Here is a 24,462-nt window from a genome sequence, read left to right on the forward strand (position 1 = left end):
AAAATCCTTATCTAACCAGCTCAGCAGCTTTATTTATACGCGTAGTTATTTTTGAAATATCGTTGACACTACCTTCACATGAGCTGAAGAATTCATCATCATAGAATAGCCCTCTAATTTCTTGGAGATCTATTTTCTTGTCATTTGCAATTGCCAATTTACTAAGATACATAACCGCATCAAAAACAGCAGCGTTGAAATTAGACATAAATCCCAATTTACCATCTACATTTTTATATTTGGAAAAGGGTTTATCTCCTTTTGAAAAATCTTTAACAAAAGATATAACCTCTCTAAATTCCATTTCCATTAATTTCAATTGAACATCATTAAAGTTATTAAAATCGACCATCTTTGATGTTAAGAACTTCTTGAAACCAGACTTATATTCTTTATATCCATCATTATGTGACAAAGAAAAATATCTTAAAACGAGTTCTTCATCCTCCATTTTTTTCTCTCTGGCCTCAGAGAGTGATATTAGTTCTCTGTAATCATCTATTTTGCTAAGTACTTTGATTAGATCATTGAACTTACCTCGACATGTGGCATTTCTAAGTTCTTGGGCCTCTAACTTCACTGACCCTGAATTCAGCCTTTCGAAGATGTCATATTTTACTTGCTGGTCTACTGTAGAATCTATTCTCAGGCAGCGAATACTCCTTTCTTCCAGGCGTCGAACGAGAAATGGAGGCAGATCTTTATAGTATGAATCATTTAGTTTTTCCAAAACTTCCAAACCAGTTAATGGATACTTATTTTCAAAAAAATCAAATATTGCCGTTAACCGTTGCTGCCCATCAATAACTGAGTATCTAGCATGACCATCCTCAATCTCCTCATCCACATCAATATCTTGAGAAATGTATACAAATGGGATAGGGATGTTAAGAATCAGACTTTCAATAAGGCGAGAGGAAATCTCATTACTCCAACGATGCCTTCTCTGATAGTCAGGATTGAGTTTTATTACTTCTCTTTTAATTTTTTTCACTAACGTTTCTAGATCATATTCTATTGTTTGCGTTTTAACTGTTCTTTCTTTTGCAAGACTCTGTAACTCTTCTAAACTAGTTTTCAATGTACTCATGACAACACCCTTAAGAATATAAATATATGGTTTCTATAACCTTATAATGCCACATAACGTTCTACTCTACCTCCACCTAAATCTTTTCTGAAGCTTTAAGGGCAAGGATTTTGTATCAAGTAAGGGCTGGGACACCCACCTAGCCCCAGCTTTGACAACACACTCCCCCTCCACTTTTCTTAAACCGTGAGACCCAAGGAGAGAGCCGCCATGACCATCGCCCGTTCGCGCCAGATCAGCCTCGCCGATACGCCTTACTATCACGTGGTCAGCCGCTGTGTCCGGCGCGCCTTTCTCTGTGGCCAGGATGATCACTCCGGCCAAAGCTACGAGCACAGGCGCCAATGGGTTGCCGACAAGTTGGGCCAGCTGTCGCAGGTCTTTGCCATCGGCATCTGCGCCTATGCCGTGATGAGCAATCACTATCATCTGGTACTCAAGGTGCAGGCCAGCATTGCCCATGAATGGAGTGAACGGGAGGTGGCCGAACGCTGGTCCCGCCTGTTTCAGTGGCCCTTGCTGGTACGGCGCTGGTATCAGGGGGAGAAACTGATAGCACCCGAGCTGGACGTTGTGCACCAGCTGATCGCCCAGTGGCGGGAGCGCCTCCATTCCATCAGTTGGCTGGTGCGCTTGCTGAACGAGTCGCTGGCCCGCCAGGCCAATCAGGAAGATGGCTGCAAGGGCCACTTCTGGGAGGGACGCTTCAAAAGCCAGGCCCTGCTCACCGAGTCGGCACTGCTGGCCTGCATGACCTATGTCGACCTCAATCCCATTCGGGCTGGCACCGCGACCACACCGGAGGAGAGCGACTTCACCAGCATCCAGCAACGTATCGAGCAAACCGCTGATTTAGCCACACAGCTCCCCTCGCTGTTGCCTTTTGCAAGAGAAGGGAAGCCAGAGGCACTTCCCTGCTATTTTGCCGACTACCTGGTTCTGGTGGATTGGACAGGGCGGGCCATTCGCCTCGATAAGCATGGCCATATCCCGCACCATCTCGCACCAGTGCTCCAGCGCCTGGGCATAGAAGAGGGGCAATGGTTGGGGCAAGTCACCCTGTTTCGGCGCCACGGTATCAGAGCGATAGGTGACAAGCTTTGCTGCCAGCGCTACGCCGCCCATTGTGGCCAGACGCGATGTTATCAGCCCAGTCCTTGATATCTGCAAGTCTCGTGAGTTCACCACCAATAGATCGATGACAGCAGCCCTCGTTGACGCTGCACGGGCACTGATTGCCAACTGGCAGCCACTGACGCTCGCTAAAGCTCATGGATCGCACTACCACCACCGTTTCATGCCTTCGAATCAGTCTGCACACGAATGGGTCTTTCAGATTACCCACCATTTCCCATCAGGTGGGTGTCCCAATTAAGCCACGCACACGAATGGGTCTTTCAGATTGCCCACCATTTCCCATCAGGTGGGTGTCCCAATTAAGAGACCAATTCAGGGAGGAGAGATGCCGATCTGCAGGTGTCTTTCGATGGGGTTATGTCTTGGAAGGGATGGATTGGACGGCAAGGCAATAATGCTTTCTGTACCTTCATTCAGCCCCGGTTAATATCTGAAAGCCAGGGGTCTATATAATGGCGAAATATCTGTCATTGGATTGACCGGAATAGCTGCCGGGCCAAGTGATAGAACAACATATTGGCAGCATACTCAATATGCATCACTGCAGAGGGCATTTTCATGAAACGTTACCTTATCCTTCTTGTCACCATTATGGTACTGAGTGCTTGCTCCTCCACTCCCAGCAGTGAATATACGAAAGCGGGCGCCTCTGAAGCCCAGAGAACAGATGCCTTATCCGAGTGCCAATATCAGGTCAAACTCAACAAGATAGAGGACGAAGAGCAGGCCGAGCTGATCAATCTGTGCATGCAAGGTAAAGGCTTCCGTCTGACCCCGGTGGAATAGCTCCCGATGACCGCCTGAAACAGTATCTGCCCAAGATAGAAAGCCCCACATGATGACCATGTTTGGGGTTTTCTATCCTTAGGCCGCAATGAAGAGGCTGTGATCAATCAAGCTGCGGCCGAGATCCCGACTCTCACCTCGCTGTTGCCACCATACTTCCGGCAAGACCATGGCGCCTCAAAGCACGATGCCGAGCTGCCGTTGTAACTGCCGCTGCCCCTTGGGGGTCAGGGTCAGTTCACGGCTCTCCAGCGCGCGCACCAGCCACCCCTTGTCCAGCATATGGTCGAGCAGGCGGGCCCCCAGCTGGCCGCCAAGATGCATGCGTCGCTCGCTCCAGTCGAGACAATGGCAGGCAAAGGGGCGTTTGCCAGTCGCCATGCAGTCGATGCCAAGCTGACCGAGATGCTGCTCCCCCTGCGGGGTCAGCCCATAGCCCTCAGCCTCCAGCCAGCCTTGGCTCATCAGGCCGTCATGAAGCCTCACCCCCAGCTCGCCCGCCAGATGGTCATAACAGCTACGGGCAAAGCGCAGCCGCTCCGGGGTCTTGCTCCTGAGCATCCCCGTGCCCATATCCACCAGCCCCATCAATTGCTCCACCACCAGCGCCACCTCATGGCTCGCGATGCGGTAGTAGCGATGCTTGCCCTGCCGGACGCAGGCCGTCAGCCCCTGCTGCTGAAGCCGGGCCAGGTGGCTGCTGGCGGTTGACGCCGACACCTCGGCCATCAGGCTCAGCTCGGTCGCCGTCCAGGCACGCCCATCCATCAGGGCGCACAACATGCGGGCGCGGCTGCCATCGGCGATGGCGGCCGCCACCTGCGCCAATCCTTGTTCCAGGCTCTCCTGTTTGCTCATCTCGCTACTCTCTGCTTGCCCCTGTCATTGCCACTCTGCCGTGACCCTGCGGGCCTTGTCGATGTCGTCGGTAACCAGGATCAGCTGGTTGGCATGGTCGCTGTACAGGGTGATGATGTTGACCGAGGCTTCCCCCAGAGCGCTGCAGATGGCCCCCAGCTGCCCCGGCACCTCCTGCTTGAGGCGGCGCACCAGCACCTCGCGCACGGCGATCACCTCCAGCCCCCCTTGCTCGGCGGCCCGGGCCGCAGCGGCGCCATCTTCCACCAGAAAGTGGGCATGACCTGCGCCCCCCAGGGTGAACATGCCACCTCCTTCCAGGCTGACGCCGGCCCACCCCATCAAGCTCCCGAACTGCCCCAGTGTGCCCGGGTTATCGGGCAGCATCACGTGAATATCGTACATCCCTGCTTCTCCTTGGTGACTCGAATTCGCAGAGTAATGCCATGACCGGAGCAACGCTTCGATGGCGGGCGAAGTGTCCACCCCTTCTGCCCGTGATGACCCAAGCAAAACGGCGCCCGAAGGCGCCGCTTTTTCTGCATCGGATCGCAAGGTATGCCGATCAGCCGGTATAGGCAGGCAGCAGCCCCGCCATGTTGAGCAGGTGGAAGGCGGCGGTCAGCACCCCGAACAGGATCACCAGCCCTATCATCAGGATACCGCCGGGAGCGCGGAAGCCCGCGCTGCCATCAGGCGCCGCCTTGCGCACCTTCCAGGCCAGCAGCGGCGGTATGATGCAGGTCCACAGGGTGGCCACGGCGCCCGCATAGCCGATGGCCATCAGGAAGCCGAACGGGAACAGCAGGGAGAGCACCAGAGGCGGCAGGAAGGTGACGCCCCAGGACTTGGCGCGGCCGCCCCGGCTGTTGTCGAACTTGAACAGATCCGCCAGATAGTCGAACACCCCCAGGCCCACCCCGATGAAGGAGGAGAGAATGGCCGCCATGGAGAAGGCGTTGAGGGCATTGGCCACCGCCTTGGATTCGATCACCGAGCCCAGGGCCTTGAGCAGGGCATCCACGTTGCCCCCCTGCTCGATCACCGGGCCAAACTCGCTGCGGGGCAGGTTGCCGAACACGCTCACCAGCCAGATGAGGTAGAAGGTGAGGGCGATGACGGTCCCTCCCAGAATGGCACGGCTGGCGCGGCGCTCCTCCCCGTAGTAGGCCCGCATGGACGACACCGAGTGGTGATAGCCGAAGGAGGTGAGTGCCACCGGCAGCATCACCAGGGCATAGGGGGCGTAGTGGGTCTCACTGCCGACTCTGTCGAGCAGCAGGTCGAGACGGATGTTCATCGACAGACCAGAGATGCCGAAGGCAAAGCTCAGCCCCATCAGGATCACCAGCAGCACGGAGATGCGGTCCACCGCCCGGGTGGAGTGCCACACCAGCACCGAGAAGACCAGGGTGAACAGCACGGAAGCCCAGTGGCTGCCCATCCCCGTCATGCCATCTATGATGAGACCGGCCGAGGTGATGTAGGCGTAGAGCAGTATGCCGCCGACGAAATAGACGCTGAGGTTGTTGAGGGCATTGACCTTGTTCCCCAGCAGATCCCGGGTCACGGTATCGAAGGAGACGCGCAGCGGATAGCCCTTGTAGGATTCGAGCAGCATCCAGCCAGAGACCGTCATCACCACCATGGTCAGCGCCACCGCGAGCATGGACCATAGGCTCCAGGCACCCGCGCCCGCACTCGGCAGTCCCAGCATACCGGCTCCCACACAGACGCCGGCAATGATGCATGCCCCGCCCACCAACGATGGTTTCTGTTCCATTACTCCCCCAAACGGATTGTTGACTGGTCACGGCGCGCCGCCGTGCTTCTCCTGCGTTCGCCAATGCTGGCGCGGGGGGACTTTACCCTTCATGCCTTCGGGTATCAAATCCGGGGGCGAATTGATGGGAAATGGGGGCTATTTCGGGCCATTGCTCCCCTGTTCGGGGTGGTTCAGGCCCCCGACACCACAGGGGGCGCCCGCAGACGCCCCCTGTCGGCTTGCCGGAGGGCTGAGGTCAACCGGTATAGATGGGCAACATGCCCGCCATGGCCATCAGGTGGAAGATGGCCGTCAGCACCCCGAACAGGATGACGGCCACCACCATGGGCTGACCGCCGGGGGCCTTGAAGCCGCCCCCTTGTGGCGCCAGCTCCCGGGATTTCTTCGCCAGCAGGGCGGGGATGATGCAGGCCCAGACGGTCGCCGCCGCCCCGGCATAGCCGATGGCCACCACGAAGCCGAAGGGGAACAGCAAGGAGAGCACCAGAGGCGGCAGGAAGGTGACGCCCCATGACTTGGCGCGGCCGGCGCGGCTGTTGTCGAACTTGAACAGATCCGCCAGATAGTCGAACACCCCCAGGCCCACCCCGATGAAGGAGGAGAGGATGGCCGCCATGGAGAAGAGGTTGATGGCGTTGGATACCCGCTTGGACTCGATCACCGAGGCCAGCGCCCCGAGCAGCACATCGACGTCGCCCCCCTTGGCGATGATGGGGCCGAAGGCATTGCGAGGCAGGTTGCCGAAGATGCTCAGCAGCCACAGCAGGTAGAGCGCCAGCGCGATCAGGGTGCCCCCCAGGATCGCCTGCTTGGCCTTCTGCTCCTCGCCGTAATAGGCCCGCATCGACGCCACCGAGTGGTGGTAGCCGAAGGAGGTGAGCGCCACCGGCAGCATGGCCAGGGCATAGGGCGCCTGGCCCAGCTCCTCGGTGAGGGAGTGGAACAGCATGGTCGCGTCTATGTTGGCGGCAAGGCCCGACACCCCGAACACGAAGCTCAGTACCATAAAGGCGATCAGCACCACAGAGATGCGATCCACCGCCCGGGTCGAATGCCAGACGAAGCAGGAGAACACCAGCACGAACAGCACCGAGGCCAGCTGGCTATTGATGCCGAGCAGGCCGCTCAGGATCAGACCCGAGGAGGTGATATAGGCATACAGCAGAATCCCGCCGACGAAATAGACGGTCAGATTGTTGAAGATATTTATCTTGTGACCGAGCAGATCCTTGGTCACCGAATTGAAGGAGGCGGTCAATTCATAGGGTTTGAAGGCTTCCAGCAGCATCCAGCCGGAGACCGTCATGATGATCATGGTGAGAATAATGGCCAGCGAGGACCAGCTGGTCCAGGCGCCCGCCCCCGCACTCGGCAACCCCAGCATGCCGGCGCCGACACAAACGCTGGCAATAATGCAGGCCCCTCCCGTCACGGATGGTTTCGATGTCATGTGTTGTCACTCCCGAAATTTCACAGAGCTGTGAAAAAAAAGGGGCACCTGATTAAGTGCCCCTGACTCGTTATGCTTCTATTAATTTTTCACTCTTCTTGCTGACCGCCTGACCCTGGGGCTCGACCTCCTTCAATCTGGCGGTGAAGTGGCGCAGCACCGCCGGCTCATAGATAAAGTCGAGCCCCTTCACGTTCCTGGCGTTCTTCTTCACCTCGCCAAAGGCCTCGATGACGAAGTCCATGTGGGTTTGGGTATAGGTAGCGCGCGGTATGGTGAGGCGCAGCAGCTCCGCCGGGCAGGGGTGCTGCTTGCCGGTGGCGGGATCCCGTCCCAGCAGCAATGAGCCTATCTCCACCGCCCGGATGCCGGCCACCTTGTAGAGCTCGCACGCCAGGGCGTGGGCCGGGAACTGATCCGCCGGGATGTGGGGCAGCAGCTTGCCCGCATCCACGAAGGCCGCGTGGCCCCCCGCCTGCTGGCACACCACGCCTATGGCCTCCAGGCCGTCCACCAGGTACTGCACCTGGCCGATGCGGTAGGCCAGCCAGTCCTGGCGCATGCCGTCCCGCAGTCCCACCGCGAGCCGCTCCATGGCGCCCCCCTCCAGACCCCCGTAGGTCGGGAAGCCCTCCTGCACCACGCAGAGGGTGCGGCACTCTGTGTAGACGTCCAGCATGCTGTCGTCCTTGAAGCAGAGCAGGCCCCCCATCTGCACCATGGCATCCTTCTTCGCCGACATGGCGAGGCCGTCCGCGTACTTGTAGGACTCCTTGGTGATCGCCTCTATGCTCCAGTCGGCGTAGCCGGGCTCGCGCTGCTGGATGAAGTAGGCGTTCTCGGCGAAGCGGGCCGAATCCATGATGACAGGAATGTCGTATTTCCGGGCGATCTCGTAGACCGCTTTGAGGTTGGCAATCGACACCGGCTGGCCCCCGGCGGAGTTGCAGGTGATGGTGCTGACGATGTAGGGCACGTTGGCCGGGCCCGCCTCCAGGATGGCCTCCTCCAGCTTGACCAGATCGAAGTTGCCCTTGAAGTCGGCGGTGACAGAGGTGTCGAACGCCTCCTTGGTGTAGACGTTCTTCGCCACGCAGCAGTTGATCTGGGTGTGGCCCTGGGTGGTGTCGAAGAAGTAGTTGGAGAGCGCCACCATCTTCTTGCGATCCAGCCCCTTCTCCTGCTCCCGCTTCTTGATGAGCACGGGAATGTAGATCTGCTCGGCGCCGCGCCCCTGGTGGGTAGGAATGGTCAGCGAATAGCCGAAGATCTCCTGCACCGCCTTCTGCAGGGCGTAGTAGCTGCGGCTGCCGCTGTAGGCCTCGTCGCCGCGCAGCATGGCGGCCTGCATGTCCTGGGTGATGGCGCCGGTGCCGCTGTCGGTCAGCAGGTCGATGAAGACGTCCTCGCTGTCCAGCAGGAAGGGGTTCATGCCCGCCCTTATGATGGCCTCCTCCCGGTAGGCGCGGGTGGTGCGCTTGACCGGCTCGATGACACGAATGCGGAACGGTTCGGGAAGATGCTTGAAGTTTTCCATGAATAGACACCCTTTTTTAAATATTCAGGATGAGTCTCATCACCCGCCATCAATAATGGTTGGCAGCTGGCAAATAATGAGATCGGGTGCACGACATCGCCTCGCCAATAAATAAGGCGAGCGCCAGTGCAGATTATTTCAGATCAGGAATCAAGACGGCCTCGTTGCATCCATATAAATACAAGAGCACCGCGGGGGATATTACAGCGGGAAGAAGAACGCGATTTTATGATCCAGGGTAAACCACTTGGGTGAGGTGATCATGATATTCATGTTGTTGCTCATCTGGTTGAAATTAACAACGACCAATAACGCAATCCATTATGGGGGGCCCCGCCCCAGGATCAATTGCGACATGAGCAATTTGGGATGGCGCTAACAGTTTGGCGGGGGATTTTTATACACCCCCGCCGACGGCTCAATGATTCAACCAGGGCAGCCGTTGCAGCAACTCGTAGCGGTCGGCGAGCGGCGTCTGGCTGACCCAGAACTCCAGCAGGCCGTAAGCGAGTAGCGGCAGCACCAGCAGCAACAGGCAGAGCAGGCCCAGCAGCCAACCGGGCTCCAGCCTGCGTGCCTTGCTGCCCAGGTGCAGCGCATCGGCGCTTTTGGGGCAGGCGGCCACGCAGCTCAGGCAGCTGCTGCACTCGAGGCTCTGCACCGCGATCAGCTGGTGCACCTGGATGCGGGAAGGACAGGCCCGGCTGCACTTGTCGCAGTCATGGCCAGCACTTCGCAGGCAGCGCGCCGGGTCACGGCGAATGCGCAGCGGTGTCAGCAGACCGAGTAAAGAGAGCCAGGCGCCGTAGGGGCAGAGGTAGCGACAGAATCCCTGTCGGAAGGTGACGGTGAGCAGCAGCACCCAGCCGAGGCAGAGGCCGGAGATGAGGGTCAGGTTGAAGAAGAAGGCCCCCATCTTCATGTCAGCGGCCTGATGGTAGGGGCTGGCGAGGTAGCCGGGCAGGGCGGCGCCTGGCACCGCGATCAGCACGATAAACAGCAGGAAAGCCAGCACCAGGAATTTCTGGGAACGCAGCACGACATCCAGCCAGCGGGGCGGCACCCACTCCCCCGGCAACAGGCGTGAGCGCAGGCCGTGCAGCCACTCCCCCACCAGCCCGAGGGGACAGAACCAGGCGCAGAAGGCCCGCCCCAGCAGCAGGGCCGACAGGCAGAGCACCAGCACAGTGATGGTGGCCGCCGGATGATGGGGATCCACTATGCCCTGACTGAGCCAGGCCCGCAGCCCCAGCCCGCCGGCGATGGGCAGGAAGCCGTCCACCACGTCCGGGCGCACCAGCCAGGGGGGTATCCCCTGCCCCAGCTGCCAGATATGGATGCCGTACTGCAGCGTCACCAACCCCCAGCAGAGCAGCAGCAGCTGGCGGGTCCAGGCCCGCAGCCACTGGCTGTTGATCCCGCCGAGTGCCGGCAGCGGCCGGTATCTGTGCCACAGGGCAAGGGGGACGAGCACCAGCCCCAGCGCGAACCAGAGCAGACTGTCCGCCGCCACCAGCCAGATTAGGCCCAGCAGGCCGAGGGCAAGACGCCACTGCCAGCCCGATCGCGCCTGCCACGCCAGCAGCACCAGATAGACCAGGCCAGCCACCATGGTCATCGCTTCAATCAGGCTCATGCATCTCCCTCATAGCACTCATTCGGATAAGGGGGGAGGATAACGAACATCTGAATTGATTATTTTGATCTGCATGGGCAGAGGGGCCATTCATCAGGATGGCTCCCACCGGCGCTCACCCCTTGCGACTGTTGAACAGCGGCTGGTCCGACGAACCCTGCTCGGCCCAGAAGTGGATGTTGAAGCGGGCATCCTCCGACAGCTCGACCCTGTGCCAGTACTGGGGCGGGCTGGTGGCAAACTCCCCGGCCCGGATCACCAGACTCAGCTCCGGCTCTTCGGCCTGCTCGTCGGCAAAGCCGTGATAGGTGACGGTGCCCTCCATCACGCAGAGCTGGCCGAACACCCCGGCCGCCGTGTTGTGGTGGCTGAGCAGGGCCTGGGGCACGTTGTCACGAGTGAAGAAGGGGGTGGAACGACGCACCACCCAGTGAGACGGTATCAGTTGCATGGACATATCAATTCTCCTCAGGTGGCCGGGTCAACCCGGCCTGGCGTTATCGATGAATCAACAGGGCAGCTGGCGCAGCAGCGGGAAGGCGGCGCTCATCTGATCGCCCCCCACCACGAAGCCGCACAGCTCACCATCTTCGCCGTGCGCCTCGGCCACCATGCCGTGGCTGTTCCAGCGGCACTGCCAGGCGAGATCCTCGCCCTTGGTGCGGCCCGCCAGCTGCAGCGGGTAGCGCGGCGTCTTCACCTTCACCAGCATGGGGGGCAGGATCAGCGGGGTCGGGGTGCCGAGCAGGGTGCGCGCCAGCGCATTGGCCCCCAGCACTATGGGTTGCAGGAAGGGGAGCAGCTGACCCCGCCACTGCACGCAATCCCCCAGCGCGAAGATATGGGGATCGCTGGTCTGCAACATGTCGTCGACCAGGATGCCGCGCTCCACGTCCAGCCCGGCCCCCCGGGCCAGGGCCAGATTCGGCCGCAGGCCGATCGCGGCGATCACCAGATCCTGCTCGCTGACGCGCCCGTCACTCAGGGTGACGCGCCAGCCGTCGCCGGGCTGGGTGTCCACGCTGGCGAGACCCGTCCCGAATTGCAGGCTGACGCCCTGGCAGCACAGCGCCTGTTGCAGCGGCTGGGTCAGGGTGGCGGGCAGCAGGGCGCTGAGCGGGCTGCCCGCCAGATCCAGCAGGGTGACCTCGCGGCCGTCGCTCGCCATGTCCATCGCCAGCTCGCAGCCAATCAGCCCGGCCCCCAATATCATGATGCGCCTGGCCTGCTGGATCAGCCCCTCGGCGGCGGCGTACTCCTGCTGGCTGTTGAGGGTCACCAGATGCTCGCTGCCCGGTATCTCGGGGCGCGCCGCGCTGGCGCCGGTAGCCAGCACCAGCTGGCCATAGGGGAAGCTGCCCTGCGAGGTCAACAGGGTGCGCCGGGCGGGATCTATGCCCAGCACAGAGCAGTGGGGCAGCAGCGCGATGCGCTGCTGCTCGGCAAAGTCGCTGCCGCTCTGGCGGGTCATGGCTGCGGCGGCGCAGCCCCGGCTCACCACGTGGCTCAAGTCCGGCTTGTTGTATTCGTCGCCGCTGTCGGCGGTGATGAGGCGGATAGGCTGCTCCCCATCCAGCTTGCGCAGGCTCTTGACCAGCTGCTGGGCGGCGAAGCCACTGCCGATCACCACTATTTCCCGGCTGATGTCGGCGTCACTCTGAGTTGCTGCGTTCATACACAGGCCTCCAGGGCGCAGGGTTCGAACACCTCCTTGCCGATGCCGCAGCCGGGGCAAAGGAAGCTGTCAGGCACCTGAGCCCAGGGGGTGCCCGGCGCCACCAGCTGATCCGGCTCGCCCTGGGCCGGGTCATATACCCACTGGCAGACGGTGCAGAGCATCGCCTGATCGTCGTCCCATTGAGCGGCGGCCGGTGCGGCTTGCAGCGCCTTGGCTATCAAGGGGGCAGGCGTCACTGCCGCCTGGGTTGTGGTGATCGGGCGGGACACCTCGAGCGGATGCAGGGCCCACTGGCGGGCGAGCTGACGACCGTGCTCGCGGCACAGGGCCAGCGCCGAGCCATCCGGGCGCCACTTGGCCTTGAGGGAGAGGCTGATGTCGAAACCCGCATCCATCAGGCGGGTCTGGATCCGGTCAACGGCGCCGCCGGTCCAGCCGTAGCTGCCGAAGGCCGAGGCACGCTTGTTGCGAAAACGCAGGCCGGTGATCTCCTCCAGCATGCCCGCCACCTTGGGCATCATGACGTTGTTCATGGTGGAGGAGCCCACCAGTATCCCCTTGGAGCGGAACACCTGGGTCAGGATCTCGTTCTTGTCGTGGCGGGCCACGTTGTAGATCTTCACCGCCACGCCCGGGTCCACCTCGTGGATGCCCTGGGCGATGGCGTCCGCCATCATGCGGGTGTTGTTGGACATGGAGTCGTAGAACAGGGTGATGCGGTCTTCCTGGTAGTGGTCGGCCCACTCCAGGTATTTCAGGATGATCTGGGTGGGATCCTCGCGCCAGACGATGCCGTGGGAGGTGGCCACCATGCTCACCGGCAGGTTGAAGCCCAGCACCTCCTTGATCTTGGCGGTCACCAGCGGGCTGAAGGGGGTGAGTATGTTGGCGTAGTAGCGCTGGCACTGCTCCATCAGCTCGGTCTGATCCACCTCGTCGTTGAACAGGTGCTCGTCGCAGTAGTGCTGGCCGAAGGCATCGTTGGAGAAGAGCACCGCATCCTCTGTCATATAGGTCATCATGCTGTCGGGCCAGTGCAGCATGGGAGTCTCGATGAAGACCAGCTGCTTGCCGTTGCCGATATCCAGGCTGTCACCGGTCTTCACCGGCTGGAAGTTCCACTCCGGGTGGTGATGATGGCCGGTGATGGAGTCGATGGCGTTGTGGGTGCAGTAGATGGGGGTGCCGGGGATGCGAGCCATCAGCTCGGTCAGGGCGCCGGCGTGATCCTCCTCGGCGTGGTTGATCACCACATAGTCGATGGCGGCGAGATCGATCTCGGCCGCCAGGTTCTGCACGAACTCGCGGCTGAACTTGTGATCGACGGTATCGATCAGCACGTTCTTCCCTTCGCGGATGAGGTAGCTGTTGTAGCTGGTGCCCTTGTGGGTCTTGTACTCGGTGCCGTGGAAGTCGCGCACCTCCCAGTCCCGTTGGCCGACCCAGTGGATGTTGTTCTTGACGTGAATGCTCATCAGGCAGTTCCTCAGCAGGCAATAGTGAATGTGTGACTGAACTCCCTATTGCAGCGGACGTGCCAACCTGTAACTAATTGTTTTTAATCGAAAATAATATCTGTCATTGTCATTTAGACAGCCACTCTCTATAGTCAAAATCACAAATTCACTGTCATTTGGACAATTCTCGTGATCTCGACCGACAGCCTGGCGCGCATCGCCCTCGACCTGCAACTCGGCATCTCCCACCAGGACAGGTTCCACCGCCTGATCCAGAGCGTGCGCAGCCTGCTGCACTCGGACGCCTCTGCCCTGCTGCGCTACGAGGGGGGCCAGTTCATCCCGCTCGCCATCGATGGCCTGATGCAGGACGTGCTGGGCCGCCGCTTCGCCCTCAAGGATCACCCGCGCATGGAGGCCATAGCCCGGGCCGGCGACGTGGTGCGCTTCCCCGCCGACAGCTCCCTGCCCGACCCCTATGACGGCCTGATCCCGGATCACGACGACTTCAAGGTGCACGCCTGCGTCGGCCTGCCGCTCTTCTCGGATCAGACCCTCATCGGCGCCCTGACCATAGACGGCATGAACCCGACCCAGTTCGACGACATCAGCGACGAGGAGTTGCGGCTGGTGGGCGCCCTGGCCGCCGCCGCCCTCAGCAACGCCCTGCTGCTGGAACGCCTAGCCCGCCAGAGCAGCGAGCCCCTCGCCTCTGCCCCCCATGCCGAGGGCCAGCCGGAGATGATAGGCCACTCCCCCGCCATGGCCCGGCTGCGCCATGAGATAGAGGTAGTCGCCAACTCGGAGCTGAACGTGCTGATTTTGGGGGAGACGGGGGTCGGCAAGGAGCTGATCGCCAAGGCGGTGCATCAGGGCTCACCCCGCGCCAGCGCCCCCCTGGTTTATCTCAACTGCGCCGCCCTGCCGGAATCCGTGGCCGAAAGCGAGCTGTTCGGCCACGTGAAGGGGGCCTTCACCGGCGCCATCCACAACAGGGCGGGCAAGTTCGAGCTGGCCGACAGGGGCACCCTCTTTCTCGACGAGATTGGCGAGCTCTCCCTGCCGCTGCAGGCCAAGCTGCTGCGAGTGCTGCAATACGGGGATCTGCAGCGCATCGGTGATGACACCCCCCTCAAGGTCAATGTGCGCATCCTGGCGGCCACCAACCGGGATCTGAAGCAGGGGGTGGTCGAGGGGCAGTTCAGGGCCGATCTCTATCACCGGTTGAGCGTCTTCCCGATCCAGGCCCCGGCGCTGCGGGAGCGCCCCGGCGACATCCCCCTGCTGGCCGGTTATTTTTGCGAACGCTGCCGGGTCAGCCTGGGGCTGGAGCGGCTGCGCATCCTGCCCGGGGTGCTGGCACTGCTCGAGGGTCACGACTGGCCGGGCAACGTGCGCGAACTCGAGCACGCCATCCACAGAGCCGCCGTGCTGGCCCGGGCCGAGCAGGGCAGCCAGTCCCCGGCCCTGGACGCTCACCACTTCAATCTGGGGGCGGCTGTCTCGCCGCCGCCTGCCGCCAGCACGGCTGCCCCGCCCATCGCCACCGGCCTCGGCCTGCGCGCCGCCACCGACGCCTTCCAGCTCCAGCTGATAGAGCAGACCCTGGCGGCCCAGGAGGGCAACTGGGCCGCCACCGCCCGGGCGCTGGCGCTGGACGGCGGCAACCTGCACCGGCTCGCCAGGCGGCTCGGCCTCAAGGCCTGAGGGGCGGCGCCGAGCCCCAAAAACAAAAACCCCCTCGCGAGGGAGGGGGTTTTTCGTGGTGCCTGAGGCCGGGGGATCAGCGCAGGGACTTGACCGAGCGACGAACGATCAGCTCCGGCTGGACCGTCATGGACTCGACTTCCAGCTCCTTGTTGCGGATCCGGCTCACCAGTTGCTGCACCGCCAGCAGACCGAGTTCGGCCTTGGGGTGGCGAATGGTGGTGAGCGGCGGGCTGGAGAAGCGCGCCATCTCCACGTCGTCATAGCCGATCATGGAGATGTCGTCCGGCACCTTGACCCCGGCTTCCCAGGCGGCGCAGATGGCACCGATGGCCATGGGATCGTCGAAGGCAAAGACAGCGGTCGGCCGCGGCGTCAGGGCCAGGATCCGCTGCATGGCGTCGTAGCCGCTCTGGCTCTCGTAATCCCCTTCGAAGATCTGCTCGTCCTTCAGGGTCAGACCCTGCTCGCCCAGGGCATCACGCACCCCGTCCAGCCGCTGCTGGGTGGTCGGCTTGTCGATCTGGCCGGTGATGCAGACGATCTCGGTGTGACCCTGCTCCAGCAGATGACGCACGGCCAGGCGTGCACCTATGCGGGCGTTGTCGTTGATCACGTTGGCAAAGTCACACTCGGTTCCCCAGTCCAGCACCACTTGCGGCACATTCTTGTGGATCCGCAGCATGTCCCGCAGCGGGGTATCGATGTCGGTCCCCAGCACCAGCAAGCCGTCGACCCGCTTCTCCATCAGCATCCGCAGATAGTGCTGCTGACGGGGGGGCTGGTTCTCGGTGTTGCACAGGATCAGGCTGTAACCCTGTTCGAAGCAGTAGGCTTCCACCCCTTGCACCACTTCCGCGAAGAAGGGGTTGGCACTGGTGGTGACCAGCATGCCGATGGTCTTGGTCGAGTTGATCTTGAGGCTGCGCGCTACCGAATTGGGCGCGTAGTTGAGTTCTGCCACCGCCTCAAGCACTTTCTGGGTTGCATCTTCGCTGACCCGACGGGTGTGATTGAGTACATGTGAGACGGTGGAGATGGATACGCCTGCCCTGGAGGCGACATCCTTGATAGTGGCCATCTCTGTCTCCTGAATAACAAAGGCGGAACAGTAGCAGATTTCCCGAATAAAGGCTTGGTTTTAACGAGAGCTGCCAGCGAATTGTCAATCTTGGCTAATCTAGGCGGTCATTTCTTTTTGCGCAAACGGAATTTGGTCAAAATGAGAGCGGACGCAGAATGAAATATCGTCAGTTTTTTACTCTGACTTTTGCCACACACACCCGTTGTTGTGAAGATGTTAATCGACAAAAACAAAATTAAACTCCAGTAAGGGTAAAATAGCAGGGTGTTTGTTTCATAAAACGGCTTGCCACCCCCGCATGGTTAGTATCTTTAACATCTTGTTATTGCACGGTGAGGAATGATAGAACCTTATCTATTGCCGGGCTGGCGGGACACAGGCTCGGAATGACACACGGAAAATGAAACAATCCACTGATTAAGGGACGAATCAATGAATAACTTGAGCAAAATGGCAGTCAGGGCAGTGGTTTCTTTGGCTCTGTTTGGATCAGTCTCCATGGCCAATGCGGCCGATACCATCAAGATCGGCATCGCCGGCCCCCTGACCGGCCCGGTCGCCCAGTACGGTGACATGCAGTTCACCGGCGGCAAGATGGCGGTCGAGCAGATCAACAAGGCGGGCGGCATCAAGGGCAAACAGATCGAAGCCGTCATCTATGACGACGCCTGCGATCCCAAGCAGGCCGTGGCCATCGCCAACAAGGTGATCAACGACGGCGTCAAGTTCGTGGTCGGTCACCTCTGCTCAGACAACACCCTGCCCGCCTCCGACATCTATGAAGATGAAGGGGTGCTGATGGTGACCCCGGCCTCCACCAACCCCAAGATCACCGAGCGTGGCTACCAGCTGACCATGCGCACCATTGGCCTGGACAGCGATCAGGGCCCGACCGCCGCCAAGTACATCATCGAGCAGGTCAAACCCCAGCGCGTGGCCGTCATCCACGACAAGAAGCAGTACGGTGAAGGCATCGCCTCCAGCGTCAAGGCGGCGCTGGACAAGGCTGGCGTCAAGGTAGTGGCCTTTGAAGGCATCACCGCCGGGGACAAGGACTTCTCCGCCCTGATCGCCAAGCTGCAGAAAGAGAACGTGGACTTCGTCTACTACGGCGGCTACCACCCGGAGCTGGGTCTGATCCTGCGCCAGGCTGGCGAGAAGGGCCTGAAGGCCAAGTTCATGGGTCCGGAAGGTGTGGGTAACAAGGACATCTCCGCCATCGGCGGCCCGGCGTCCGAAGGCCTGCTGGTGACCCTGCCGAACAAGTACGATCTGCTGCCAGCCAACGCCTCCATCGTGGAAGCCTTCAAGGCCAAGGGTCAGGACTCCTCGGGTCCCTTCGTCTGGACCACCTACGCCGCGGTGCAAACCCTGGCGGCCGGTATCGCCAAGGCGGGCGAAGATGATCCCGCTGCCGTGGCTGCCGCCATCAAGGCTGCACCGATCGACACCGTCATGGGCCCCCTGAGCTGGGCACCGAACGGTGACCTCAAAGGCTTCGAATTCGGTGTCTTCCAATGGCACGCCGACGGTACCTCCACTCAAGTCAAATAATCTGCCGGTCGGGGTGACATGAGTCACCCCTCCTTTCTTTGCGGGCAAGTACAGGGAACGCGGTATGTCCGAACACCTTCTTTATCTGGTTCAGCAGCTGCTGAACGGATTGACCATAGGCAGCACCTATGCGTTGATCGCCATCGGCTACACCATGGTCTACGGCATCATAGGCATGATCAACTTCGCCCACGGCGAGGTCTACATGATCGGCTCCTATGTCGCCTTCATGGTGATGGCCGGGCTCATGATGATGGGCATCGACAGCACAGTGCTGCTGCTGGGCGGCGCCTTTCTGATCAGTATCCTCATCACCGGCAGCTATGGCTGGACCATAGAGCGGGTCGCCTATCGCCCGCTGCGGGGCGGCAATCGCCTCATTCCCCTCATCTCCGCCATCGGCATGTCGATCTTCTTGCAGAACATGATGCGGATGGCACAGGGCTCGCGCGATATCGCCATGCCCACCCTGATCTCCGGGGGCTGGACCCTGGGCGGTGAGGACGGCTTCCAGGCCAGCCTCTCCTACATGCAACTCATCATCTTCGTGGTGACCTTCATCACCATGCTGGCGCTGACCCAGTTCATCAACCGCTCCCGCATGGGCCGCGCCTGTCGCGCCTGTTCGGAAGACATCAAGATGGCCAACCTGCTGGGCATAGACACCCACGTGGTCATCTCCATCACCTTCGTGCTGGGGGCCGCCCTGGCCGCCATCGCGGGCGTGCTGCTCGGCATGTATTACGGCGTCATCAACCCCTACCTCGGCTTTATGGCCGGTCTCAAGGCGTTTACGGCAGCGGTATTGGGCGGCATCGGCAGCATTCCTGGCGCCGTGATCGGCGGCCTGCTGCTCGGCGTGGTCGAGGCGCTCACCGCCGGTTACCTCAGCACCGAGTACAAGGATGTGATGGCCTTCGCCCTGCTCATCTTCGTGTTGCTCTTCATGCCCACCGGCATTCTCGGCCGTCCGGAAGTGGAGAAAGTCTGATGAAACGTCAATTTATCCATGCCTGCATCGCCAGCCTGATGCTGCTGGTGCTCTCCTTCTGGCTGCTCGGCTTCAAGCTGGAGACCGATGGCTCCAGCCTGCTGGTGGTGAGCCGGCTCGATGTCTCCCTGGCCTGGCTGCTGGGGGGCGCCACCATCGTCTTCTGGTTCCAGATGCTGCGCGGCCAGATCAGTCGCCTGTTCCAGGCCTCCATCAGCGGCTTCTCGGTCGGCTTCACCAAGCTGGTGCTGCCGAGCCCGGAGGAGGCGCCCAAGCTCTACAACCTCACCGCCATCCTGGTGCTGTTGTTTGCAATCAGCTGGCCCTTCATGGCGTCCCGCGGTGCCATCGATCTCGCCACCCTGGCGCTGATCTACATCATGCTGGGGCTGGGGCTGAACGTGGTGGTGGGCCTCGCCGGCCTGCTGGATCTCGGTTACGTCGGCTTCTACGCGGTCGGAGCCTACAGCTACGCCCTGCTCAACACCTACTTCGGCCTGAGCTTCTGGGAGTGTCTACCCATCGCCGGCCTGATGGCGGCCACCTTCGGCTTCCTGCTCGGCTTCCCGGTGCTGCGGCTGCGGGGGGACTATCTGGCCATAGTCACCCTGGGCTTTGGCGAGATCATCCGCATCCTGCTCAACAACATGACCACCCTGACCGGCGGCCCGAACGGGATCTCCGGCATTCCCAAGCCGACTCTGGGTGGCCTGGAGTTCAACCGCACCGTCAAGGACGGGGGCTTTGGCACCTTCCACGACTTCTTCGGCATCGCCTACAACGCCAACCACAAGGTGATCTTCCTCTACCTGATGGCGCTGGTGCTGGTGGTGGCGACCCTGTTCGTCATCAACCGCCTGCTGCGCATGCCGCTGGGCCGCGCCTGGGAAGCGCTGCGGGAAGACGAGATCGCCTGCAAGTCCCTGGGGCTCAACCCCACCATCATCAAGCTGACCGCCTTCACCATAGGCGCCTGCTTCGCGGGCTTCGCGGGCAGCTTCTTCGCCTCGCGCCAGGGCTTCATCAGCCCGGAGTCTTTCGTCTTCATCGAATCGGCCATCGTCCTCGCGATCGTGGTGCTGGGGGGCATGGGCTCCCAGATCGGGGTGGTGCTGGCAGCCATCGTCATGACGGTGTTGCCGGAGCTGGCCCGCGAATTCAACGAGTACCGCATGCTGATGTTCGGTCTCTTGATGGTGTTCATGATGATCTGGCGGCCGCAGGGACTGCTGCCCATGAGCCGACCCCATATGGAGCTGCGCAAATGAGCAAGCTGAACAATACCAACACCAAATTGCTCGACGTCTCTGACCTGTCGATGCGCTTCGGCGGCCTGCTGGCGGTCAACGGCGTCAAGCTGGACGTGGACAAGGGCGAGGTGATCTCCATCATTGGCCCCAACGGGGCGGGCAAGACCACCATCTTCAACTGCCTGACTGGCTTCTACCGTCCGACCGGCGGCACCATCCGCTACCGTGGCGAGGAGATCCAGGGACTGCCCGGCCACCTCATCGCCCGCAAGGGCATAGTGCGCACCTTCCAGCACGTGCGCCTGTTCAAGGAGATGACGGCGGTGGAGAACCTGCTGGTGGCCCAGCACAGGCATCTCAACACCGGCTTCATCGCCGGTCTGTTCAAGACCCCGGCCTTCCGCCGCGCCGAGAAAGAGGGGCTGGAGCAGTCCGCCTTCTGGCTGGAGAAGGTGGGTCTCAAGGATCTCGCCAACCGCCCCGCCGGCAACCTGGCCTACGGTCAGCAGCGTCGCCTCGAAATCGCTCGCTGCATGGCGACCCGGCCCGAGCTGCTGATGCTGGATGAGCCGGCCGCCGGCCTCAACCCGCACGAGACCGACGAGCTCAACGACCTCATCTCCAACCTGAGGGACGAGTTCGGGGTGTCAGTGTTGTTGATAGAGCACGATATGAAGCTGGTGATGGAGATCTCCAACCGCATCTTCGTGGTGAATCAGGGCACCCCGCTGGCCCATGGCAAACCGATCGATATCCGCAACAACCCGGCCGTGATCAAGGCCTATCTGGGCGAGTCGTAAGGAAATCAAGATGTTAGAACTTCGCAACGTATCGACCCACTACGGCAAGATCCAGGCGCTGCACGACGTCAGCGTCGAGATAAAAGAGGGGGAAATCGTCACCCTGATCGGCGCCAACGGCGCCGGCAAGACCACCTTGCTGATGACGCTCTGCGGCGAACCCAAGCCCAGCAGCGGCAGCATCTGGTTCGAGGGGGAGCAGATAGACTCCCTCAGCACCGCCCGCATCATGCGCAAGGACATCGCAGTGGTGCCTGAGGGGCGCCGCATCTTCGCCCGCCTGACGGTGCAGGAGAACCTGCTGATGGGGGCCTTCTTCGTCGACAAGGCGGAGCAACCGGCCCTGCTGGATCAGGTGTTCACTCTGTTCCCCCGGTTGCACGAGCGGCTGGAGCAGCGGGCGGGGACCATGTCCGGCGGCGAACAGCAGATGCTGGCCATAGGCCGGGCCCTGATGAGCAAGCCGCGCCTGCTGCTGCTGGACGAACCCTCTCTGGGGCTGGCCCCCATCATCATCCAGCAGATCTTCGACACCATAGAGCAGCTGCGCCAGAAGGGGATGACCATCTTCCTGGTGGAGCAGAACGCCAACCAGGCGCTCAAGCTGGCGGATCGGGGCTATGTGCTGGAAAACGGCCGGGTGGTGCTGCAAGACACGGGGGCGGCCCTGCTCGCCAACCCGGCAGTGCGCCAGGCCTATCTCGGCGGCTGATCATGAGCAGGACAGAGGCAGGGCCGGACAGACACAGCTTCTGGCACGACCCTGCCCTGCCCTTCATCGAGGCGCGGGCGGTGCAGGATGGCCGCCACGTCTGCTACGACAAGCACAGCCACGCCCACTTCTCCATCGGCGCCATCACCGGCGGCCACAGTCACTACCTCAACCAGCGCAGCAGGCAGGAGGTCGGCCCCGGTTCCCTGGTGCTGATGAACCCGGAAGAGGTGCACGCCTGCAATCCCATCGCCGACCAGCCCTGGTCCTATCTGATGTTCTACCTCGATACCGACTGGCTGCGCAGCCAGCAGCAGGAGGCCGGCCTCGGCAGCGAGTTTAGGCCCTTCGACATGACGGCGAGCCGGGATCCCTTGCTGTACCACGGCTTGCAGCACCTCCATCACCAGTTGTTGCAGGCGCCGGATCCCTTGGCCCGCGAGGTGGCCTGCCACCTGTTCAGTCGCCAGTTGCTGGCCAGGCTGACCCCGGCACGCTGGGATGATCGCCCGCCCCAGCACCTGCAGCGGGCCGCCGAGCTGATGCAGGACGACTGCGCCAGCCCCCTCAGCCTGTCACAACTGAGCGCCGTGGCCGGGCTCACCCCCTCCCACTTCGTGCGTGCCTTCAGCCACTATTACGGCATGACCCCCCACGCCTACCTGCTCGATCAACGCATCCGCCACGCCCGCACCCTGCTCAGGCAGGGGCAGCCCCTGGCCGAGGTCGCCCTGGCCAGCGGCTTCGCGGATCAGGCCCACTTCCAGCGCCAGTTCAAACGCCGGGTCGCCGCCACCCCGGGCCAGTACAGGACCCAGCTCGCCCGTCAGGCTGAACGCACCAGATAGGCGGCGCTGAGCAGCAGCAAGAGCGCCATGGCCCGGTTGAACCAGCGCAGTCGGCGAGGCACCAGCAGCAACCCCTGCATGCAACTGCCGGCATAGGCCCAGCAGGCGATGGAGCCGAGGCAGATCACCAGATAGACAGAGGTAAAGAGGGCGATCTGCCCCAGCCCGCCCGCGACCCCGTAGGCCCCCATCCCCATGCTGGCCGCCAGCCAGGCCTTGGGGTTGAGCCACTGCATCAGCGCCCCGTACCAGAAGGCGGGTGGCGCCCCCTCGACCCGCTCCAGTTGCCCCCTGTCCACCAGCAGCTGCCAGGCCATGTAACAGAGAAAGAGCACGCCGCCCCAGTGGATGGCGCCCGCCGCGACCGGCCAGCGGGACAGGGCACCGCCGAGGCCCAGCCCCATCAGCAGGAGCAGCAGGATGAAGCCCAGGGTCGCCCCCACCACGTGGCGCAGACTGGCCGGAAAGCCATAACGAGCGCCGGTGCCGAGGGCGACCAGGTTGACCGGACCGGGGGAGATGGACATGGCCAGGGCAAACCCGGACATGGACAACAACAGACTGATTTCCATGGATGATGCTCACGCAAAGGATTGAGCCACCAGCCTATCCGGCCCGCTCGGGCCGATATTGAAGGAAATTGCGATCCCGCGGCACATGGCAAGGCACATTGTGGACTTAGCGCTAGCCACGGCTTGCGGTAAACTGGCCCTCAATCATCTATTTGCAGGACATCTCAATGGACCAGTTTGCCCATATCAGCGCCCAGGATGCCCACCAGAAGCTGGAGGCCGGTGAGGCCCGTCTCGTGGACATTCGCGATCCCCAATCCTTCGAGACGGCCCACGCGGTCGGCGCCTTCCACCTCACCAACGGTTCCCTGGTTCGCTTCATGAACGAGGTGGACTTCGATACCCCGGTGATAGTGATGTGCTATCACGGCAACAGCAGCCAGGGCGCCGCCCAGTACCTGCTGCAACAGGGCTATGACGCCGTCTACAGCCTGGACGGCGGCTTCGAGGCCTGGCGCAGGGAGTTCCCGATCCAGGCAGGCGACGCATGACAGGGACGAGCCACTCCTCCCCGGCCGGCATGATCCAGCTGCTGGTGCTGGGCGACGCCCGCATGGCCCAGGCGCTGGTGGATTACCTCGCCACCCTCGGCATCCCGTGCGAGCTGACCCAGTCCGAGCTCGGCGTCTCGGTCTGGCTGGCGGACGAGCTGCGCCTCGCCCAGGCCCAGCAGGAGGTGAAACGCTTCCTGGCCGAGCCCAATCACCCCCGCTACATGGAGGCCTCCTGGCAATCCGGCCGGGCGGATGCCCGCATCGACTACAGCAAGGGGATGACGGATCCCGTCACCGATTTCCTCCATCAGGCGGGCCCCCTGACCCTGGTGGTCATCATCGCCTGCCTGGCCATCTATGCCCTCGACGCCATAGGCCTGCCGATCTTCGACGAGCTGGCGTTCCACCCGACCCTGGCCCAGTTCACCGACTGGCAGGCCTGGCGCTACGTCACCCCGGCCTTTATCCACTTCTCGGTGCTGCACCTGGTGTTCAACCTGCTGTGGTGGTGGTATCTCGGCGGCCAGATCGAGCAGCGGCTCGGCAGCGGCAAGCTGTTTATCCTGCTGCTGGTCGGGGCCGCGCTGCCCAATATCGCCGAGTTCTTCGTGAGCGGCCCGCGCTTTGGCGGCCTCTCCGGGGTGGTCTATGCCCTGCTCGGCTACAGCTGGCTGCGTGCCAGACTGCAACCGGCCTGCGGCCTCACCATGCCGCCGGCCCTGATGGGCTTCATGCTGATCTGGCTGGTGCTCGGCTTCTTCGACATGCTCGGCACCCCCACCGCCAACATGGCCCATCTGATCGGTCTGCTGGTCGGCCTGCTGCAAGGCTGGCTGGACAGACATCACAGACCAGCGTGAGACCTGGTTGTCGGCAAGTCTTTCGACCTGCTCGGCAGCCAGAGCGACCGCCAACATGGTCCTTTGGGCCGGTCTGCTGATCGGCCTGCTGCAAGGCTGGCTGGACAGACACCACAGGCCCGCCTGACGCACTTCCTAGCAGGCACCATCACCAGAAACGAAAACGCCGCCCCTA

24 protein-coding genes are annotated in these 24,462 nt (G+C 61.6%); 11 read left to right on the top strand and 13 right to left on the bottom strand.

Features of this window, described 5'->3' with window-relative positions; translation table 11 throughout:
- Positions 1-7: 7 nt before the first annotated feature.
- Positions 8-1,090 (bottom strand): DUF262 domain-containing protein, encoded by a 1,083-nt coding sequence (locus tag WIR04_RS20440; protein ID WP_289981178.1) that lies wholly within the window; start codon positions 1,088-1,090, stop codon positions 8-10.
- A gap of 210 nt (positions 1,091-1,300) precedes the next feature.
- Here WIR04_RS20440 and WIR04_RS20445 point away from each other — a divergent pair, with 210 nt between their 5' ends.
- Positions 1,301-2,251 (top strand): transposase, encoded by a 951-nt coding sequence (locus tag WIR04_RS20445; protein ID WP_338889417.1) that lies wholly within the window; start codon positions 1,301-1,303, stop codon positions 2,249-2,251.
- A 534-nt stretch (positions 2,252-2,785) separates the two neighbouring features.
- Entirely contained in the window at positions 2,786-3,013 is a 228-nt protein-coding gene (locus tag WIR04_RS20450; RefSeq protein WP_338889419.1) for a hypothetical protein, read from the top strand.
- Positions 3,014-3,190: 177 nt separating this feature from the next.
- On the opposite strand, the gene WIR04_RS20455 is transcribed toward WIR04_RS20450, so the two are convergent.
- The 10 genes from WIR04_RS20455 to norV form a co-directional block, all read right to left on the bottom strand.
- Positions 3,191-3,871, bottom strand: a complete 681-nt coding sequence (locus WIR04_RS20455) for a metalloregulator ArsR/SmtB family transcription factor (protein ID WP_338889421.1) — start codon at positions 3,869-3,871, stop codon at positions 3,191-3,193.
- Positions 3,872-3,895: 24 nt separating this feature from the next.
- Positions 3,896-4,276, bottom strand: coding sequence for an amino acid-binding protein (locus WIR04_RS20460; protein WP_338889423.1), 381 nt, complete (start codon positions 4,274-4,276; stop codon positions 3,896-3,898).
- Positions 4,277-4,436: 160 nt separating this feature from the next.
- Positions 4,437-5,654, bottom strand: a complete 1,218-nt coding sequence (locus WIR04_RS20465; RefSeq protein WP_338889425.1) for an aromatic amino acid transporter — start codon at positions 5,652-5,654, stop codon at positions 4,437-4,439.
- A 238-nt stretch (positions 5,655-5,892) separates the two neighbouring features.
- Positions 5,893-7,107 (bottom strand): aromatic amino acid transporter, encoded by a 1,215-nt coding sequence (locus WIR04_RS20470; RefSeq protein ID WP_338889427.1) that lies wholly within the window; start codon positions 7,105-7,107, stop codon positions 5,893-5,895.
- 70 nt (positions 7,108-7,177) lie between these two features.
- Positions 7,178-8,644 carry a tryptophanase gene (gene tnaA, locus WIR04_RS20475; RefSeq protein WP_338889429.1) on the bottom strand — a complete coding sequence of 489 codons (1,467 nt, stop codon included), beginning with the start codon at positions 8,642-8,644 and terminating at the stop codon, positions 7,178-7,180.
- A 201-nt stretch (positions 8,645-8,845) separates the two neighbouring features.
- Positions 8,846-8,929, bottom strand: a complete 84-nt coding sequence (gene tnaC / locus WIR04_RS20970; protein WP_080675260.1) for a tryptophanase leader peptide — start codon at positions 8,927-8,929, stop codon at positions 8,846-8,848.
- A 133-nt stretch (positions 8,930-9,062) separates the two neighbouring features.
- A complete protein-coding gene (locus tag WIR04_RS20480; RefSeq protein WP_338889431.1) occupies positions 9,063-10,280 on the bottom strand; it encodes a 4Fe-4S binding protein in 1,218 nt (405 codons plus the stop codon).
- 115 nt (positions 10,281-10,395) lie between these two features.
- Positions 10,396-10,737, bottom strand: coding sequence for a DUF1971 domain-containing protein (locus WIR04_RS20485; protein WP_338889433.1), 342 nt, complete (start codon positions 10,735-10,737; stop codon positions 10,396-10,398).
- A gap of 51 nt (positions 10,738-10,788) precedes the next feature.
- Positions 10,789-11,955, bottom strand: a complete 1,167-nt coding sequence (gene norW, locus WIR04_RS20490) for an NADH:flavorubredoxin reductase NorW (protein WP_338889435.1) — start codon at positions 11,953-11,955, stop codon at positions 10,789-10,791.
- Positions 11,952-13,433 (bottom strand): anaerobic nitric oxide reductase flavorubredoxin, encoded by a 1,482-nt coding sequence (norV, locus tag WIR04_RS20495; protein ID WP_338889437.1) that lies wholly within the window; start codon positions 13,431-13,433, stop codon positions 11,952-11,954. Before norV ends, norW begins: the two co-directional genes overlap by 4 nt.
- Positions 13,434-13,604: 171 nt before the next feature.
- Between norV and norR the strand changes: the two genes are divergently transcribed.
- Complete coding sequence (norR, locus tag WIR04_RS20500) at positions 13,605-15,122, top strand: nitric oxide reductase transcriptional regulator NorR (RefSeq protein ID WP_338889439.1); 1,518 nt, start codon at positions 13,605-13,607, stop codon at positions 15,120-15,122.
- Positions 15,123-15,198: 76 nt separating this feature from the next.
- Here norR and WIR04_RS20505 read toward each other — a convergent pair whose 3' ends face one another.
- Positions 15,199-16,203 (bottom strand): substrate-binding domain-containing protein, encoded by a 1,005-nt coding sequence (locus tag WIR04_RS20505; RefSeq protein ID WP_307766448.1) that lies wholly within the window; start codon positions 16,201-16,203, stop codon positions 15,199-15,201.
- Between the two features lie 435 nt (positions 16,204-16,638).
- On the opposite strand from WIR04_RS20505, the gene WIR04_RS20510 reads away from it, so the two are divergent.
- From WIR04_RS20510 to WIR04_RS20535, 6 genes are all read left to right on the top strand, one after another.
- Entirely contained in the window at positions 16,639-17,760 is a 1,122-nt protein-coding gene (locus tag WIR04_RS20510; protein WP_338889442.1) for a branched-chain amino acid ABC transporter substrate-binding protein, read from the top strand.
- A 64-nt stretch (positions 17,761-17,824) separates the two neighbouring features.
- A complete protein-coding gene (gene livH / locus WIR04_RS20515; RefSeq protein ID WP_025328816.1) occupies positions 17,825-18,751 on the top strand; it encodes a high-affinity branched-chain amino acid ABC transporter permease LivH in 927 nt (308 codons plus the stop codon).
- Positions 18,751-20,019, top strand: a complete 1,269-nt coding sequence (locus WIR04_RS20520) for a high-affinity branched-chain amino acid ABC transporter permease LivM (RefSeq protein ID WP_338889446.1) — start codon at positions 18,751-18,753, stop codon at positions 20,017-20,019. Before livH ends, WIR04_RS20520 begins: the two co-directional genes overlap by 1 nt.
- The gene (gene livG / locus WIR04_RS20525; RefSeq protein ID WP_041204405.1) at positions 20,016-20,801 is read left to right on the top strand and encodes a high-affinity branched-chain amino acid ABC transporter ATP-binding protein LivG; all 786 of its coding nucleotides are present in this window, start codon (positions 20,016-20,018) and stop codon (positions 20,799-20,801) included. Before WIR04_RS20520 ends, livG begins: the two co-directional genes overlap by 4 nt.
- A 10-nt stretch (positions 20,802-20,811) precedes the next feature.
- Positions 20,812-21,513, top strand: coding sequence for an ABC transporter ATP-binding protein (locus WIR04_RS20530; RefSeq protein WP_025328819.1), 702 nt, complete (start codon positions 20,812-20,814; stop codon positions 21,511-21,513).
- A 2-nt stretch (positions 21,514-21,515) separates the two neighbouring features.
- Positions 21,516-22,361, top strand: coding sequence for an AraC family transcriptional regulator (locus tag WIR04_RS20535; protein WP_338889450.1), 846 nt, complete (start codon positions 21,516-21,518; stop codon positions 22,359-22,361).
- On the opposite strand, the gene WIR04_RS20540 is transcribed toward WIR04_RS20535, so the two are convergent.
- Positions 22,340-22,933, bottom strand: coding sequence for a LysE family translocator (locus tag WIR04_RS20540; protein ID WP_025328821.1), 594 nt, complete (start codon positions 22,931-22,933; stop codon positions 22,340-22,342). The genes WIR04_RS20535 and WIR04_RS20540 overlap by 22 nt on opposite strands.
- A 167-nt stretch (positions 22,934-23,100) precedes the next feature.
- Between WIR04_RS20540 and glpE the strand changes: the two genes are divergently transcribed.
- Complete coding sequence (gene glpE / locus WIR04_RS20545; protein ID WP_025328822.1) at positions 23,101-23,424, top strand: thiosulfate sulfurtransferase GlpE; 324 nt, start codon at positions 23,101-23,103, stop codon at positions 23,422-23,424.
- A 29-nt stretch (positions 23,425-23,453) separates the two neighbouring features.
- Positions 23,454-24,287 carry a rhomboid family intramembrane serine protease GlpG gene (glpG, locus tag WIR04_RS20550; RefSeq protein ID WP_338892656.1) on the top strand — a complete coding sequence of 278 codons (834 nt, stop codon included), beginning with the start codon at positions 23,454-23,456 and terminating at the stop codon, positions 24,285-24,287.
- The last annotated feature ends 175 nt before the right edge of the window (positions 24,288-24,462 follow it).

The sequence above is a fragment of the Aeromonas rivipollensis genome, from assembly GCF_037811135.1.
GTDB classification, from domain to species: Bacteria; Pseudomonadota; Gammaproteobacteria; order Enterobacterales; family Aeromonadaceae; genus Aeromonas; species Aeromonas rivipollensis.

What these genes read in the sequence shown, in the direction of transcription:
- WIR04_RS20440 (WP_289981178.1), bottom strand. Translation starts at nt 1,090, where the DNA reads ATGAGTACATTGAAAACTAGTTTAGAAGAGTTACAGAGTCTTGCAAAA.
- WIR04_RS20445 (WP_338889417.1), top strand. Translation starts at nt 1,301, where the DNA reads ATGACCATCGCCCGTTCGCGCCAGATCAGCCTCGCCGATACGCCTTAC.
- WIR04_RS20450 (WP_338889419.1), top strand. Translation starts at nt 2,786, where the DNA reads ATGAAACGTTACCTTATCCTTCTTGTCACCATTATGGTACTGAGTGCT.
- WIR04_RS20455 (WP_338889421.1), bottom strand. Translation starts at nt 3,871, where the DNA reads ATGAGCAAACAGGAGAGCCTGGAACAAGGATTGGCGCAGGTGGCGGCC.
- WIR04_RS20460 (WP_338889423.1), bottom strand. Translation starts at nt 4,276, where the DNA reads ATGTACGATATTCACGTGATGCTGCCCGATAACCCGGGCACACTGGGG.
- WIR04_RS20465 (WP_338889425.1), bottom strand. Translation starts at nt 5,654, where the DNA reads ATGGAACAGAAACCATCGTTGGTGGGCGGGGCATGCATCATTGCCGGC.
- WIR04_RS20470 (WP_338889427.1), bottom strand. Translation starts at nt 7,107, where the DNA reads ATGACATCGAAACCATCCGTGACGGGAGGGGCCTGCATTATTGCCAGC.
- tnaA (WP_338889429.1), bottom strand. Translation starts at nt 8,644, where the DNA reads ATGGAAAACTTCAAGCATCTTCCCGAACCGTTCCGCATTCGTGTCATC.
- tnaC (WP_080675260.1), bottom strand. Translation starts at nt 8,929, where the DNA reads ATGAGCAACAACATGAATATCATGATCACCTCACCCAAGTGGTTTACC.
- WIR04_RS20480 (WP_338889431.1), bottom strand. Translation starts at nt 10,280, where the DNA reads ATGAGCCTGATTGAAGCGATGACCATGGTGGCTGGCCTGGTCTATCTG.
- WIR04_RS20485 (WP_338889433.1), bottom strand. Translation starts at nt 10,737, where the DNA reads ATGTCCATGCAACTGATACCGTCTCACTGGGTGGTGCGTCGTTCCACC.
- norW (WP_338889435.1), bottom strand. Translation starts at nt 11,955, where the DNA reads ATGAACGCAGCAACTCAGAGTGACGCCGACATCAGCCGGGAAATAGTG.
- norV (WP_338889437.1), bottom strand. Translation starts at nt 13,433, where the DNA reads ATGAGCATTCACGTCAAGAACAACATCCACTGGGTCGGCCAACGGGAC.
- WIR04_RS20505 (WP_307766448.1), bottom strand. Translation starts at nt 16,203, where the DNA reads ATGGCCACTATCAAGGATGTCGCCTCCAGGGCAGGCGTATCCATCTCC.
- WIR04_RS20510 (WP_338889442.1), top strand. Translation starts at nt 16,639, where the DNA reads ATGAATAACTTGAGCAAAATGGCAGTCAGGGCAGTGGTTTCTTTGGCT.
- livH (WP_025328816.1), top strand. Translation starts at nt 17,825, where the DNA reads ATGTCCGAACACCTTCTTTATCTGGTTCAGCAGCTGCTGAACGGATTG.
- WIR04_RS20520 (WP_338889446.1), top strand. Translation starts at nt 18,751, where the DNA reads ATGAAACGTCAATTTATCCATGCCTGCATCGCCAGCCTGATGCTGCTG.
- livG (WP_041204405.1), top strand. Translation starts at nt 20,016, where the DNA reads ATGAGCAAGCTGAACAATACCAACACCAAATTGCTCGACGTCTCTGAC.
- WIR04_RS20530 (WP_025328819.1), top strand. Translation starts at nt 20,812, where the DNA reads ATGTTAGAACTTCGCAACGTATCGACCCACTACGGCAAGATCCAGGCG.
- WIR04_RS20535 (WP_338889450.1), top strand. Translation starts at nt 21,516, where the DNA reads ATGAGCAGGACAGAGGCAGGGCCGGACAGACACAGCTTCTGGCACGAC.
- WIR04_RS20540 (WP_025328821.1), bottom strand. Translation starts at nt 22,933, where the DNA reads ATGGAAATCAGTCTGTTGTTGTCCATGTCCGGGTTTGCCCTGGCCATG.
- glpE (WP_025328822.1), top strand. Translation starts at nt 23,101, where the DNA reads ATGGACCAGTTTGCCCATATCAGCGCCCAGGATGCCCACCAGAAGCTG.
- glpG (WP_338892656.1), top strand. Translation starts at nt 23,454, where the DNA reads ATGATCCAGCTGCTGGTGCTGGGCGACGCCCGCATGGCCCAGGCGCTG.